At 43.3% G+C, this 14,892-nt stretch carries 11 protein-coding genes and 1 tRNA gene; 5 read left to right on the top strand and 7 right to left on the bottom strand.

What is annotated here, in order from left to right; all coding sequences use genetic code 11:
- Window positions 1-48: 48 nt before the first annotated feature.
- The 3 genes from K6V21_RS01665 (at window position 49) to K6V21_RS01675 (ending at window position 5,824) form a co-directional block, all read left to right on the top strand.
- Window positions 49-1,896, top strand: a complete 1,848-nt coding sequence (locus K6V21_RS01665) for a DNA polymerase III subunit gamma/tau (protein WP_217713695.1) — start codon at window positions 49-51, stop codon at window positions 1,894-1,896.
- A gap of 101 nt (window positions 1,897-1,997) precedes the next feature.
- Window positions 1,998-3,875, top strand: coding sequence for an ATP-binding protein (locus K6V21_RS01670; RefSeq protein WP_224320654.1), 1,878 nt, complete (start codon window positions 1,998-2,000; stop codon window positions 3,873-3,875).
- On the top strand, window positions 3,872-5,824 hold the full coding sequence (locus K6V21_RS01675; RefSeq protein WP_224320655.1) for a histidine kinase dimerization/phospho-acceptor domain-containing protein: 1,953 nt from the start codon (window positions 3,872-3,874) through the stop codon (window positions 5,822-5,824). Before K6V21_RS01670 ends, K6V21_RS01675 begins: the two co-directional genes overlap by 4 nt.
- Before the next feature lie 2 nt (window positions 5,825-5,826).
- On the opposite strand, the gene K6V21_RS01680 is transcribed toward K6V21_RS01675, so the two are convergent.
- Complete coding sequence (locus K6V21_RS01680; protein ID WP_217713698.1) at window positions 5,827-6,528, bottom strand: porin family protein; 702 nt, start codon at window positions 6,526-6,528, stop codon at window positions 5,827-5,829.
- 173 nt (window positions 6,529-6,701) lie between these two features.
- Between K6V21_RS01680 and K6V21_RS01685 the strand changes: the two genes are divergently transcribed.
- Entirely contained in the window at window positions 6,702-6,872 is a 171-nt protein-coding gene (locus K6V21_RS01685) for a DUF362 domain-containing protein (protein WP_007211130.1), read from the top strand.
- Window positions 6,873-6,945: 73 nt separating this feature from the next.
- Here the strand turns inward: K6V21_RS01685 and K6V21_RS01690 are convergent, their stop codons facing one another.
- The 4 genes from K6V21_RS01690 to K6V21_RS01705 all read right to left on the bottom strand — a co-directional run bounded on the left by K6V21_RS01690 (window position 6,946) and on the right by K6V21_RS01705 (window position 11,825).
- Window positions 6,946-8,139: a pyridoxal phosphate-dependent aminotransferase gene (locus K6V21_RS01690; protein WP_217713703.1), complete on the bottom strand. Its 1,194-nt coding sequence runs from the start codon at window positions 8,137-8,139 to the stop codon at window positions 6,946-6,948.
- An 83-nt stretch (window positions 8,140-8,222) separates the two neighbouring features.
- Window positions 8,223-9,437, bottom strand: a complete 1,215-nt coding sequence (locus K6V21_RS01695) for a bifunctional 3,4-dihydroxy-2-butanone-4-phosphate synthase/GTP cyclohydrolase II (protein ID WP_217713704.1) — start codon at window positions 9,435-9,437, stop codon at window positions 8,223-8,225.
- A 26-nt stretch (window positions 9,438-9,463) separates the two neighbouring features.
- A complete protein-coding gene (locus tag K6V21_RS01700; RefSeq protein WP_217713705.1) occupies window positions 9,464-11,362 on the bottom strand; it encodes an LptF/LptG family permease in 1,899 nt (632 codons plus the stop codon).
- Window positions 11,363-11,438: 76 nt separating this feature from the next.
- Entirely contained in the window at window positions 11,439-11,825 is a 387-nt protein-coding gene (locus K6V21_RS01705) for an START-like domain-containing protein (RefSeq protein ID WP_217713706.1), read from the bottom strand.
- A 256-nt stretch (window positions 11,826-12,081) separates the two neighbouring features.
- On the opposite strand from K6V21_RS01705, the gene K6V21_RS01710 reads away from it, so the two are divergent.
- Window positions 12,082-12,155 (top strand) — tRNA-Met (locus K6V21_RS01710).
- 990 nt (window positions 12,156-13,145) lie between these two features.
- Here the strand turns inward: K6V21_RS01710 and K6V21_RS01715 are convergent.
- Both K6V21_RS01715 and K6V21_RS01720 read right to left on the bottom strand, forming a co-directional pair.
- On the bottom strand, window positions 13,146-13,898 hold the full coding sequence (locus tag K6V21_RS01715) for a NigD-like protein (protein WP_224320656.1): 753 nt from the start codon (window positions 13,896-13,898) through the stop codon (window positions 13,146-13,148).
- 86 nt (window positions 13,899-13,984) lie between these two features.
- A complete protein-coding gene (locus tag K6V21_RS01720; protein ID WP_224320657.1) occupies window positions 13,985-14,803 on the bottom strand; it encodes an MBL fold metallo-hydrolase in 819 nt (272 codons plus the stop codon).
- Window positions 14,804-14,892 lie beyond the last annotated feature (89 nt).

A 14,892-nucleotide genomic window follows, 5' to 3' on the forward strand; every position in this document is an offset into this window, starting at 1 on the left:
TTTTGTGTACATTTGCACAAATTGTAACGGACAAGAATATCCCAAATCATGGAAAACTATATCGTATCGGCACGAAAATACCGCCCTACCACCTTTGAGTCGGTAGTGGGACAACGTGCCCTGACCACTACGCTGAAGAATGCCATTGCCACCGGCAAACTGGCACATGCTTACCTGTTCTGCGGTCCGCGCGGCGTGGGAAAAACCACTTGCGCCCGTATTTTCGCCAAGACCATCAACTGTATGACTCCCACGGCTGATGGAGAAGCGTGTAACCAATGCGAATCATGTACGGCATTCAACGAACAGCGCTCATACAATATTCATGAACTGGATGCCGCGTCCAACAACTCCGTAGACGATATCCGCCAGCTGGTAGAGCAGGTACGCATTCCGCCCCAGATAGGTAAATATAAGGTATATATCATCGATGAGGTACACATGTTGTCTGCCTCGGCTTTCAATGCTTTCCTGAAAACGCTGGAAGAACCGCCTCGCCACGCCATCTTCATTCTGGCTACTACGGAGAAGCATAAGATTTTGCCAACCATCCTTTCCCGCTGCCAAATCTATGATTTTAACCGTATCGGTGTGGAAGACACCGTTGCTCATCTGGCATACGTAGCGTCGAAGGAAGGAATTACCGCCGAACCGGAAGCACTGAATGTGATTGCCCTGAAAGCTGATGGTGGTATGCGTGATGCCTTGTCTATCTTCGACCAAGTGGTCAGCTTTACCGGCGGACACATCAGCTATAAGAGCGTAATCGAGAACTTGAATGTACTGGACTACGAATATTATTTCCGACTGACAGATCATTTTCTGGCAAACCAGGTCAGCGATGCTTTACTGCTGCTAAACGATGTGCTGAATAAAGGATTCGATGCCAGTCATTTTGTAACAGGACTGTCTTCTCACTTCCGCGACCTGTTGGTAAGCAAAGACCCCGCCACACTGGCATTGCTCGAAGTAGGTGCCAGCATTCGCGAACGTTACCAGTCTCAGGCACAGAAGTGCCCGTTGCCCTTCCTTTACCGGGCTATGAAGCTCTGCAACGATTGTGATCTGAACTACCGTGCCAGCAAAAATAAGCGCTTGCTGGTGGAACTGACTCTGATTCAGGTAGCCCAGCTTACCGCCGAGGGGGACGATGCAGGCGGTGGGCGTGGCCCTAAACAATCTATCAAACCCATATTCTCGCAGCCTGCCGCCGCTCAGCAGCCACAGGCCGCAAATGCTATGCCCCAACAGCAGGCTACAACCGCTGCTCCGGCACAGCCCCGACCTGTACAACAAGCTCCCGCAGCCCAGGCTGCCCCTCTCTCGCCGGAAGTTCAGCAAGCTTTTAGCTCGCAGACGACCATGCGCCCCACTCCTACTGCCGTATTGATGGCGCAAGGAAAAGAGGAAAAGAAAATACCGGTCATGAAAATGTCCGGTCTGGGTGTTTCCATCAAGCATCCGCGGGCAGACGAAGAGCAACAGAAACGTACTGTTTCCACCGTTCAGCAGAATGCACAACCCGAAGAAGATTTCATCTTCAACGAAAAGGACGTGAACTACTATTGGCAGGAATATGCCGGCCGCTTGCCACAGGAGCAGACTGCTCTTGCCAAACGTATGCAAGTAATCCGCCTGACCATGCTGGATGCGACCACTTTCGAAGTTGTTGTAGAAAATGACATTGCAGCCAAGGAGTTTACCGATCTGATTCCTACCTTGCAAGGTTACTTACGTAAACGCCTAAGAAACAGTAAAGCCACCATGACCGTCCGTGTCAGTGCCCCCACTGAAAAGGTACGTGCTTACAGTCGTGTAGAGAAATTTCAACTGATGGCCCAAAAGAACAATGCACTGCTACAACTGAAAGATGAGTTCGGTCTGGAACTATATTGATAATTATAAGTAAAAGATTGCATTATTTATTCAACAAATAATTTTGTTTTTTTAGTTTTATCACTACATTTGCGAATAATCTAAATAAAATATCTTCTACTTTGAGAAAGATTGCTATTATATCGGCAGTGGCTACTATTTTGCTCTTTTCCTTTGCGACGAGAACATACGCTACTCGTACAGACAATGAACACTTGTCTGCATTGCAATCACTTATCAGCAGAGAAATTCCTTACGATGCCAACACACCGATAGACAGCATTATCTCCTGGACAAATCAACTGGCTCCTACTCTGAAATTTCCCCGGACAGAAGAATCCTATTTCACCTTACTGTTATGGCAAGTAAGTGCATACATCATGCGAGGCGACCTCAGTCTGGCAGTAGACCGGGCACGGTATATGTACGAAAGTGCCAAAGATATGAACTCCAACTTCGGTATTGCCCTTGCCAATCAAGCCATCGGTCAGGCATATACTGCCTCTTACATACAGGACAAGGCGTTAAGTTCCTATCTGGATGCCCTGCACCACTTATCCCCGAATAATCCGCAAACTTATCGGCTCCTGGTGAAAATCTCCACTCTTTTGCAACAGATGAACCGACTGGAAGAGGCCATGACGTATGTAAATCCCCTGAACCAGCTTCTGGAACAGCAGCCCGAACATCCGCTCGCCATTCCCATACTCATAGAAAATGCTACTTACTATATTTCCTCGGGAGATCAGCAAACTGCGCTCCGATATCTGCAAAAGGCAGATTCCATATACCAAAACCATACTCACGAACCGGCCCATGGGTTCTCCATCGACTATTATACAGCCGCCTGCTACCGTGCATTGGCAGCAGATGATCATGACAAGCAAAAAGCAGACGAAGCACTTGCCCTTTACAATAAACTGCTCGAACTGGTTTCCGGCAACAAACGTTCCCTGGAGTATCGCTCGATTTCTGCCGAAAAGATATATTTGTATAAATTACTGGGGCGCTTTGATGAGGCTTGCCGGATATATCAGGAGTTATATACCGTTACTGACACCCTCGCTTCGAAAAGTTACATCCGCCAGATAAATGCATTGAAAGCAACCTATCAGATAGATGAACTGGAACTGGGGAATAAAGCACAGGAAAACAGAATTGTACTTGCTTCCATCTTCATCGGACTTGGATTATTGGCTTTCATCTCCATGTTAGCCGTATGGCAAAGAAAACAGAAAAAGAAAGTGGCACTATCCAAGAGGAATCTGGAACAGTCCCGGTGGAACGCAGAGAGTGCAACGCGCGCAAAAAGTGTATTCTTGTCGAATATGAGCCATGAGATACGTACTCCCCTCAATGCTTTATCCGGTTTTTCTGCACTGCTGACCGAAGAAGGGCTGGATGACGCCACCCGACTACAATGTACTGAGATTATTCAACAGAACTCTGAACTTCTATTGAAGCTGATAAATGATGTGATTGACCTGTCGAGCCTGGAATTCGGTAAGATGCAGTTCTCTATCGGAGAACATGATGCAGTAGCTATCTGTAGAAATGTTACTGACACAGTGGGTAAAGTAAAACAAACACAAGCGGAACTGCTGTTTGTAACCTCACTGGAAGAATTGAAAATAGAAACAGATGATTCGCGGTTACAGCAAGTGTTGATAAACCTGCTGATAAATGCAACTAAGTTCACAGCAGAAGGTGCCATCACACTGAAACTGGAAAAAGAATCGGATGACATGGCTCTATTCTCCGTTACAGACACCGGTTGCGGTATCCCGAAAGAAAAACAAGCTCATATATTTCAACGTTTCGAAAAGTTGGATGAGAACGCACAAGGAAGCGGACTCGGATTGTCTATCTGCCAGCTAATTATAGAGCATATAGGAGGCAGGATATGGATTGATCCGGACTATGACGAAGGCTCCCGTTTCTTATTTACACACCCCATACGCCAGACAAAAGGCACACAAAAAAAGGAGGGTCGCGCATGATAAAGCGTCTGATTATAGCACTGGCATTAGGCACCGGAATTTTATTCACCGCCAATGCCCAAAATAGCGCCGTTAAAGACAGCCTATTGCGCATTTACGTCACTGCGCCGCACGACTCTATGCGCCTGGATGTACTGCATGACATCGCCCGCCTGGACCAGCAGACACCGGTATTCCTCTATTATGAGAATAAATTGCTGCAAGAGGCTACGGAGCAAAACAACCTGCGTTATCAGAGTCTTGCCACCTATGAGCATATCATCTACTTTTTCAATAAACTGGATCTGAAACGCGTAACGCAGTGGATGAACAGAATGGAAGTTCTGGCAGAGAAGCATAATTATTACAATGATTACTTCAAAGCCAAGAAGTTACAGATTGAAATGTATACAATCAACCAGCAGATAGAACTTGCCATCCATGAAGCGAACATCATGTATGATAAAGCTAAAAAACTGAATGACAGCAATGGTATGCGGGAAGCCTGTCTATGCCTCATGACCAGCTACATTGCCACACTACGTTACGAAGATGGTGCAAAGGCCTTGGAAGAAGCATTCCATCTAATGAGTCCGCAAGACAGACCTATGGATAAAATAAATCTGTTGTCGAAGGCTGTGCTGGCTTATTCATTCCTGCATAATAATGAAAAAATGTATGCTTCGCTGGAACAGATGAAAGTAGCGATACAAGACTTAATAACCGCCACACCGGCACTCAAGAATGCATACTCAGCCCTATATATGGGAATGGAAACTCAATACGCCCTTTACTATGTCCGCACGGGAAACCTCAAGAAAGCCTGGGAACACCTGCAAAAAGCAGATGAATATGATACCCCCAACACCTTCCTGCCGTACAGAGTATCCCGTCTGCAAGCTTATGCAGAATATTATCGTGCCCGAAAAGAATACGAAAAAGCCTTGGAAGCATTGGATAATGCCATTACCCTGACACTTCAGATGTCTTTCCCGGATGCCATACTATATATGGCAATGAAAGCAGATGTTCTGGTGGATATGGGGCAGCCAGAAGTTGCTATCAACATCTACAAGAAAGTAATGCATGATAAAGACTCTCTATACCGAGGATTGTCTAATGCGCAAATGGAACAAATACAAAGCTTGTACAATATGGATAAGCTGGTGGTGAAACGAGAACAGCAACAGGAAAAGATACATTATTTTATATTGATCGTTATCGGGATTGCCCTGCTGGCACTGATCGCTTTCGTTATCCACATGTACTTCAGCAGAAAAAGATTGCAGAAAGATGAGAGAGAAGTGGCCCGTCTGAGTGAAATAGCTGAGGAAGCGAATGAAGTAAAGAGCCGCTTCCTTGCAAACATGAGTTACAATATCCGTATTCCACTGAATAATGTGGTAGGTTTTTCACAGTTGCTCTCTACAGATATGGGATTGGATGATAAAGAAAAACTGGAGTATTCTGAAATCATTCAGGCAAATTCTACTGATTTGATTCAACTGGTGAACGATGTACTCGACCTCTCACGACTGGAAGCTAAAATGATGAAATTCCAGATACTGGATTGCGAAATGCGGGAAATATGCAACGACCTGATATATATGGCCCGTAGAGACAGTAACGGACATATACATGCCGAACTGGAAAGTGATGTGGAACACCAGATGCTTAGAATGGACGCCAACCGCTTCAACCAAGCTGTATTGAGTATGCTGATTTATCCTGTCCCCAATGATACTGATCGTGAAGTGAAGATGCAACTGAGCAAAGACGAAGAAAATCAATTACTGATATTCCGTATCACAAACAGCCCGTTAGTTGACTCTGCATTTGCCTCCCAGCAAGTTTCCATACGACTAAAAATCAATCAATTGTTATTTGAACATTTTGGTGGTAGCTTTATGGTAAGTGAAAGTGCCGAGGATGGCTATCCCATCACTTTTAGTATCTCCTACAAAGAATAAGACTATTCAAAATAAAAAGTGAGTACAATCATTCGGGAAGTAATTTTGTCGACTGACTGCGTGAACTTCAACAACGATTGGTCCGTAAGATCTTTACGGTCTTTCTTAATAAGGTTTGCCAGTCCGAAACAGAACTTCAACTCCGGGATTAGCTTGAAATAAGGCAGATAGAAATCGCATCCCAACCCTACTTCAACATAACAATCGAAAGGCTTTACCAACAAGGCACCCTGCTTCTTCACACTGAAGTCATACGTAGGAGCAATACCCGCCATCAAATAAGGACGGTAATTATTAAAACGTTCAGCAGCAAACTTCAAATCTATCGGTATAGAAAGATAGGCGGATTTCATCGACTGTGAATGTTCTTCACCACTGGCTTGCTCGCGGAATACAACTTTCTTATCCCCGAAATGTAATGTGGGGACAAGACGCAAGGAAAGGAATCGATTCAAATAAAGTTCGCCCAGCACTCCGACCGTAAATCCGGGAGAATATTCAGGCACATCGGCAAACCAACTCTGACCGTCTTCCGTTACATATCCGGTGTTCACCAATTTATAATCCTGCACATGGATACCTGCCAAAAAACCATAGTGCCACCTCCGCTGATCAATATACGGGCGGTTCTGTACCTTCCGTTTCTGTGCCGAAGCACCGAAAGCAAGGAGTAAAGTAAGGATTATCAGACAAATGCGCTTCACATCCTTAAAACGCCAAAAATGACATTTTATTGCATTTTCCTCCGGTTTTCTCCACACTATTATTTAGACAAGGTACAAATTAAGGGAATTTAAACAGGTTTGATAACAACTAATCAAGAAAACCATTATTTTTGCCGAACTAATTAGTACTAATAATTTAAAATCTAAAGAAAATGGCTTACGTAATTAATGACAGTTGTGTTGCTTGTGGTACTTGTATTGACGAATGTCCGGTAGGAGCTATCTCAGAAGGTGATATCTACGCTATCGACCCTGAAACTTGCACAGATTGTGGTACTTGTGCTGATGTTTGTCCGTCTGAAGCAATTCACCCGGCAGAATAATAACAACACTCAAAAAAAAGAAAAGCCCGGTTTCAATTATGAAACCGGGCTTTTCTTTTTTATATACTGTCATTTATTTCAGTTCAGCCAATGCTTCCTTAATACGGCGGATAGACTCCACAATATTCTCATCGCTGGTCGCATAACTCATACGGATACATTCAGGCGCACCAAATGAAGCACCACCCACACAAGCTACATGAGCAACTTCCAACAAGTACATTGCCAAATCATCCGAATCTTCAATCTTACGGTCACCGGCAGATTTTCCAAAGAAAGAATCACATTTCGGGAACAGATAGAAAGCACCCTGCGGTACGTTTACTTCAAATCCCGGAACTTCTTTTGCCAACTTCACAATTAAATCACGACGACGTTCGAAAGCCTTACGCATTTCTTCTACAGGAGCCTGCGTTCCAGTGTAAGCAGCTTCAGCAGCCTTTTGAGATACTGAACAAGGGCCTGAAGTATATTGACCTTGCAGCTTATTACAAGCTTTTACAAGCCATTCCGGTCCGGCAATGAAGCCAATACGCCAACCAGTCATGGCATATGCTTTAGATACACCATTTACGATTACCGTGCGATCTTTCATTTCGGGGAACTGAGCAATACTCTGGTGCTTGCCAATATAATTGATATGCTCGTAAATTTCGTCAGCAATAACAATAACTTGCGGGTGTTTTGCCAACACCTCAGCCAAACCTTTTAATTCTTCCTGAGAGTAAACTGAACCGGTCGGATTAGAAGGTGAGCAAAGAATTAATGCTTTAGTCTTCGGAGTGATAGCAGCTTCCAACTGTGCAGGAGTAATCTTGAAATCCTGTTCGATACCTGCGGTAACAATCACCGGAGTACCCTCAGCCAACTTCACCATTTCCGGGTAACTTACCCAGTAAGGAGCAGGCACAATCACTTCATCACCTGGATTCACCAGCACCAATACTGCATTACAAACTGATTGCTTAGCACCATTGGCACACGAAATTTGTGCGGCTGTATATTCCAGACCGTTTTCCTTTTTCAGTTTCTCCACGATTGCATTACGCAAAGCCGGATATCCCGGAACAGGAGAATAGCGAGAGAAGTTGTCGTCTATCGCTTTTTTCGCAGCCTCTTTGATGTGGTCAGGAGTATTAAAGTCAGGCTCTCCCACACTCAGGTTAATTACGTCAACGCCTTGTGCCTTCAACTCGGCGCTCTTTTGCGACATAGCCAGCGTCGCCGACGGCGACAAACTGTTCAAACGATCTGATAATTGATTCATTTTTCTATCCATTTTATGGTTGTTGCATAAATTTGGCTGCAAATTAAGCCATTTTCTTTGATATTAGAAAACAAAACAGCAAATTACTTATTAAAATGTAATGTATGCCCCATGCGTTCCTTCTTTGTACGCAGGTAACGTTCATTGTACTGATTCGGGGTAGTTTCAATAGGAACAATCTCTGTAATCTCCAGTCCATAAGCCTCCAGCCCCACACGCTTCACAGGATTATTTGTCATCAGTCTCATTTTGTGTACACCCAATTCACGCAGAATCTGAGCACCTACACCATAATCACGCTCATCAGCCAGGTGTCCCAGACAGATGTTGGCATCCACCGTATCCAGTCCGTCTTCCTGCAACTTATACGCTTTCATCTTCTCCATCAAACCAATACCACGCCCTTCCTGGTTCAGATAAACAACTACTCCTTTACCGGCTTTATTAATCATTTCCATAGCCTTATGCAGTTGTTCGCCGCAGTCGCAACGCTTGGAGCCAAATATATCTCCTGTGGCACAAGAGGAATGCACACGTACCAGAATCGGCTCATCTTGCTCCCACGTACCTCTGAACAGAGCCACGTGCTCCAGACCGTTAGATTTCTGACGGAAAGGGATCAATCGGAAATGTCCGTGTTCGGTAGGCATATCTACTTCTACACCTTCTTCCACAATGGATTCTTGTTTCAGGCGATAGGCAATCATGTCACGGATAGAAATCAGCTTCAGGTTAAATTCGTCAGCCATCTTACGCAATTCGGGCAGACGAGCCATTGATCCATCTTCATTCATGATTTCCATAAGTGCACCCGCAGGATAAAGACCTGCCATACGGGCCATATCAATCGTAGCTTCTGTATGTCCGGCACGACGTAATACACCTTTTTCCTGAGCATACAAGGGATTGATGTGTCCCGGACGTCCGAAGGTTGCCGGAGTAGAAGCCGGATCGGCAAGCGCCTGAATGGTAGCTGCACGGTCGGCAGCAGAAACGCCGGTAGTACAACCTTCCAATTTATCGATAGTCACCGTAAAAGGGGTGCCCAATACGGAAGTATTGTCACTGACCTGATGAGGCAAATCTAATTCTTTACAGCGTGACACGGTAACCGGCGCACAAAGCACACCACGTGCATGCTTCAACATAAAGTTTACCTTCTCAGGAGTTATTTTCTCCGCAGCGATAATCAAGTCACCCTCGTTTTCACGGTCTTCATCATCCACCACAATCACAAAGTTACCAGCCTTGAAGTCTTCAATCGCCTCTTCTATTGTATCTAATTTCACTTTTTCCATTCTGTATTCTCCTTTATTTATTTAGGTTATTTCAGATTAGTTTCTATTATCTTTTGAACGTCTCCATTAGTCTTGATAATCCGCTCCATATCCTTATTCAACCGGATACGGAATGCCCAGATGCGGAAGTAGAAGAACAATCCTATCGGCACCAACAATCCACAGGCCATATTCAGCCAATAATTACGGAAAGGACGCAAGTGAGCATGAACCGGAATAATAGGATAGTTATTCAGTGCATTCAGCAAATGAACAGATTTAGTATTGGACATCTCTTCTACTAATTTCTCAAGACGCTCATTTATATCTTCTATTTCTTCATCGATTGAGTCTGCCATCCACAACTTGAAATAGTTGGGAGCACGCTTCAACGCTTTCTTTTCAGCATACGCACGGCAATCAGCAGACAGTGCCTGCAAGTCGGCAGGCAAATGAGTATAGTCAGGATCGTGTATAATCACCTCTTTACGGAATAGATGGCGCACACTGCGTATACCGACGATCTTCTTAAACCAACTCACATAGGCATCGGCATTCAATACCACGGAGTCATTATTGGACTTATAAGTAAGGAATGCACCCAATGGAGCCAAGATAGCTGTACTGGTCCACATACCCATCCAGACAACCCACTGTCCATCACGTGCCATTTTATAGCCCGTATTATTAATAATGTAGTAAATAATAAAAATAAGAACGGATACCACAACCGGCATACCTAAACCGCCTTTACGGATAATTCCACCCAACGGAGCACCGATAAAAAAGAAGATAAGGCATGCCACCGAAAGTGTTAATTTCTCATGCCAGGACGTCATATGACGGCGAAGGCTGGTATCTGTCTGCGACATACTATAACTCTTGACACTCCAATCACTCCCCGCACTCTCTGCACGGCTCACGGCAGTAGAGATAATCTTCTGCTTCTGTGATAAGGTAGCCACATTGAAAAGACTGTCCACATTGTATTCTCCCAAATGTGCCTGCTCTATCTTCAGTGTATCAGCTTTCTTCAAGTCAGCAGAAATCTTGTAAGTGCCATTCATCGCTTCCTTGAAATAGACACGCCCCACACTGTCATTCTGCACCCTCATGGAGTCAATACCCGCTTGCAGCATCGCCATATCCTTGCTGTTGGACTGATTACTCATGATACCGGCATCCACCATATTAAAATCGGAATTGAACTCAATAATAGCATGCTTCTCCCGGAACGCTTCCCGACGATAAGGCACATTCTTCTGATTCATATTCTGCGATTTCAGATTTTCAAACTGCTCACCACTATAAAGATGCAAATACAAATGCTGTTTATCAGCCGTCATTTCCAGTCTTCCAGAATCAGACTTGATAATCTGCGCATTCTCAAACCCCTTTTCGAAGTTATAAATCAGCACGTCGTAAAGCATACCCGTTTTACGGTTCTTATGTTTTACATAAAGGTTATAGCCATCAATCTCGTCATAGAAAACTCCTTCCGGTATATCCAATTCCGGAGATTTCTGCTTCATGGAAATTAGCAATGTCCACAACTTAGTCTGCGCCTTCGGTCCTATTACATTTTGGAAATAAAAAGAAACGCCACAGATGAAAATGATAAACACAATCAACGGGCGCATAATCTTAAGTAGTGAGATACCCGCCGCCTTCATGGCCAGCAGCTCAAAACGTTCACCAAAATTACCAAAAGTGATAAGTGCCGCCAGCAGAATAGCCAACGGCAATGAAGCCGGCACCAATGTTAGGGCGGAATAAAAGAAAAATTGTGCAAGGACACTCATTTCTAATCCTTTTCCCACCATTTCATCAACGTACTTCCATAGGAACTGCATCATGAAAATGAAAAGGCAAATGAAAAAAGTGCCCATAAAGAGCGTGCAGAAGCTCTTCAATATAAATATATCTAACTTTTTTATGCGCAGCATTTTACTCGTTTCATGCAATGAAGACACAAAATTAGCATAAAAAAGGGAGTGTGGAAAATTTTTATATCAAAGTTAACTAAAAACCGCACGTTCTCCGCAGAGTATCTACCTGAGAGTCCCATAACTCGCGCAAATCTTTCACCTCATCCGCCGCAGCGAAATCAGTAACTTCTAGCACGAAATCGTTAGTCAGTTCATTGTTTGTCATCTTTAATTCAAAATATTCCCGCTCATATTCATCATCCAGCCAACGGAAGCGAATAAAAGAGAAAGCCCGCACAGCGATAATCTCTGCGTCACGACGTTCCGTCTTTCCCCAGAAGAAGGTGACAATCTTATCGTCCGACTGTACCCTGTCTGCAAACCAGCCCTCCAAACCGGTGGGGGTACTTATCGCGGACCAAAGAATGCTTTTAGAAGTTGCATTCAAGAGGTATTCCCGATGAATCTTTTGTCTTTCCATAGTTCATATTTGCTTTTTATTGCGGCGGCAAGATAGAGACTTTTTTCTAATTACGGAATATATTTCTCCAAATTTATTCATCCGGCCTTTCCTTTTACCACATAACTCCCTGATACTGTTCTTAAAAGAGGTATATAGAAAGGTTATTTTTCTTTGTATCGTTTCTATTCAATAAATTATTTCGCAGAAAATCTTCACAAATATTTTGGCGATTTAAAGAAAAGCTATATCTTTGCACCCGCAAACAAGAAATGATGGCGGGATAGCTCAGCTGGTTAGAGCGCATGATTCATAATCATGAGGTCCCCGGTTCAATCCCGGGTCCCGCTACAAAGAAGATTTAGACTGTTAGGAGGCTTCCACTCTTGGCGGTCTTTTTTGTTTTTTGCCTCAATTGGTAGCAGGTGACGCTATAGGTGACGCTAATTATCCCCCCGTTGGGGGTACCCGATTCCGTTGACGGAATACGTAAGAGGTATGTAAAAAAGCAAGTAATATATGTGTATAAATTCCCTTTTTGTACAAGGAAAATTTATCGCTGATTATCAAGGCACTACAAAGTATCAATTTCTTGTCGACAAGAAGTTAGGAGTTTGTCGACAAGAAGTCAACTTCTTGCCAACAAACTCCTAACTTCCTGCAAAAGGGGAAATAGCAAATACTCCGGTTTCCATACACCGCATGATTGATAGAACGACTAGTCCAAAATGACAAAATGTCAATAGTACCGTCTTACGTTTCTTTCTTTCGCATCAATGCTACTGTGATGCAGGAAAACGCAAGGATTTTCTATTAAGCAAATACTACATGATACATAATAATATCATAAAGCGTCTTTTCGGAAGAAAACTCAATCTGCCTCATCCTTATTAATCATAAATTGGACAGATTTCTAAAAAAACGATTATTGGACTCCGTTGCTTATCCTCTTCAAAATAGAGAAATATCACCTGTTTTTCGGAGGGGCTACACCCTTTTTCAGTGATGGCGTCACCTTGTTATGAATAAGGTGTAGCCCTGTGAAGTAAAGGGTGTAGCCTTAATAAATGAAAGAGTATTTATTTTCGCAGAAAAGATAGTCTGTTTGGGTGAAAAAGATCATGTAATTATATAAGATAGACCATCTGTTGCATGCAAACAGATGGTCTGATTCTGACAAACTAAGGTTTCAATCTTCTGGAAACACCTTTCTGGCCGAAAGCCTTATTACCAATAATGAGGAAAAGCAGACATAATGCAACAAAACATCCTATTTGGCTATCCTATTGTCATATCAAGTCAGAAATGGAAGTTCCAACATAAATAAAACAGCTGATGAAACTATTTCAACTTTAAATTACTTCTTACAGCCGCAGCAGCGGGCTCACTTGGTGCAACGGATTTCCGGGTACAATAATCAAACTCGGCTGATTTATCACCGCTGAATGACTTCCATTTCAGTTTCAACTTAACAGTTTTACCCTCCGTATCAGGCAATTCATCTAACTTAAAGGCAACCAAACCATCATCCGTATTTCCATACGTATCACCATACGCATTATGCCGGAACTCCACTTCATAAGGATTATCCGGATTTTGTCCTAACAATAAGTTTACAAAATGTTTCTGCGAGCCTCCCCATACAGTTCTGAAACGAAGTGTCAGATAGCCATCTTCTGCGAGAGTCACCCAGTCATTTACTATTTCTACAGGATCTGTACCATATATTTTATCATTTTCTTCTCCCAAATCCGGAGCAATAGGCTTTGTCAAGATACTGTCTATCCAGTTGATGTGCACAGCTTTCGTGTATTCACCACTGGCTTCGTCCACTTCACTGTAATTCATCAATGCTCTGACCTCTTTGTCTCCAAAAGGAGAGGTTTTCACATTGGTCGGTAATAAGGTCGTCTTATCATCCAACTGCAAGAAAAATGCTCCATCGGCAGCTTCCTTCACTGTCACAAGGGCGTTAGGATACCTCAGGTAATAAGCGTTATTGTCGTCGTCGTCCAGACAGGACTGAAAACCTATAGAAGTGGCTACTACTGTTGCCACGGCAAGTGCTTTACTAAATACTGAATTAATTTTCATAATGTACTTCCTCTAATTAAATATTCAAAATAACTTCTTTGTATTAGAGAAATAACAAATTAGAAAAAAGACTGCATGGCATATTGTTAATTAACAATAATGTCTATTATTTCCAAATCATCCGGCACGTGTACCACACCGGAAAATCCCTGAGCTGCTTCTTCCATATAACACGCTTTACGCGTATTCAGCGTCTTATCTTCCGTATGATATAACAACAGATTCTTCACTTTCAGTTCTTCCGCCAGCTTCCCGGCATCCAGTGCCGTACTATGGTGTTTCTCATAAGGTTTGAATATATCACGGTCTTTATACAGACAGAAAGCCTCGCACAACAACCAGTCAGCCCCTTCCACATAAGGACGATTCTTCTCATTATAAGGTTCATCTCCAAGACAAACCAGCGATTGGGCATTCGGCAATGTGGTACGAAACCCATATTGTTTCTCTTTAGTCGATCCTATATCAAAAGATTGTAGTTTTAACTCCCCTGCTTTAAATGTCTCTCCGTCCTTAACCTCACAAAGTTCAATACCATTTCCCAAATACTGTACTATTTTCTTAGGCAACGTCATCCGGCAGATCCAATCCAGAACTTGTAATACTTTATCATGTCCATACACCCGGAAGACTCCTGCATATTTTCCACTTTGCATCCGTTGTGCCACCATCCGGATTACCCATACCACACCCAATATATGATCCGTATGAGCATGTGTCACAAACATATCATGAATACGTTCAATGGCGATACCGGCTTTCTCCAACTGAACCAATATTCCATTTCCTCCACCGGCATCCACAAGCAGCACATTTTCAGCTGTCCGGATTGCGAAACAAGTATTATAGCATCTGGTAACGCCTGCATTACCTGTACCTAACATAATAATCTGAATATCCTTCATCCTCTTAATTCTATAATTACGAAATCTGAGCCACAAAGATAAACAGAATATGCCATTCTATAAGGAAAAATCAAAGCTCTCCTTATAGA

The organism is Bacteroides cellulosilyticus, from assembly GCF_020091405.1.
In the GTDB taxonomy this organism is placed as follows: Bacteria; Bacteroidota; Bacteroidia; order Bacteroidales; family Bacteroidaceae; genus Bacteroides.

What these genes read in the sequence shown, in the direction of transcription:
- K6V21_RS01665 (WP_217713695.1), top strand. Translation starts at nt 49, where the DNA reads ATGGAAAACTATATCGTATCGGCACGAAAATACCGCCCTACCACCTTT.
- K6V21_RS01705 (WP_217713706.1), bottom strand. Translation starts at nt 11,825, where the DNA reads ATGGAAAGACAAAAGATTCATCGGGAATACCTCTTGAATGCAACTTCT.
- K6V21_RS01690 (WP_217713703.1), bottom strand. Translation starts at nt 8,139, where the DNA reads ATGAATCAATTATCAGATCGTTTGAACAGTTTGTCGCCGTCGGCGACG.
- K6V21_RS01700 (WP_217713705.1), bottom strand. Translation starts at nt 11,362, where the DNA reads ATGCTGCGCATAAAAAAGTTAGATATATTTATATTGAAGAGCTTCTGC.
- K6V21_RS01720 (WP_224320657.1), bottom strand. Translation starts at nt 14,803, where the DNA reads ATGAAGGATATTCAGATTATTATGTTAGGTACAGGTAATGCAGGCGTT.
- K6V21_RS01685 (WP_007211130.1), top strand. Translation starts at nt 6,702, where the DNA reads ATGGCTTACGTAATTAATGACAGTTGTGTTGCTTGTGGTACTTGTATT.
- K6V21_RS01715 (WP_224320656.1), bottom strand. Translation starts at nt 13,898, where the DNA reads ATGAAAATTAATTCAGTATTTAGTAAAGCACTTGCCGTGGCAACAGTA.
- K6V21_RS01675 (WP_224320655.1), top strand. Translation starts at nt 3,872, where the DNA reads ATGATAAAGCGTCTGATTATAGCACTGGCATTAGGCACCGGAATTTTA.
- K6V21_RS01695 (WP_217713704.1), bottom strand. Translation starts at nt 9,437, where the DNA reads ATGGAAAAAGTGAAATTAGATACAATAGAAGAGGCGATTGAAGACTTC.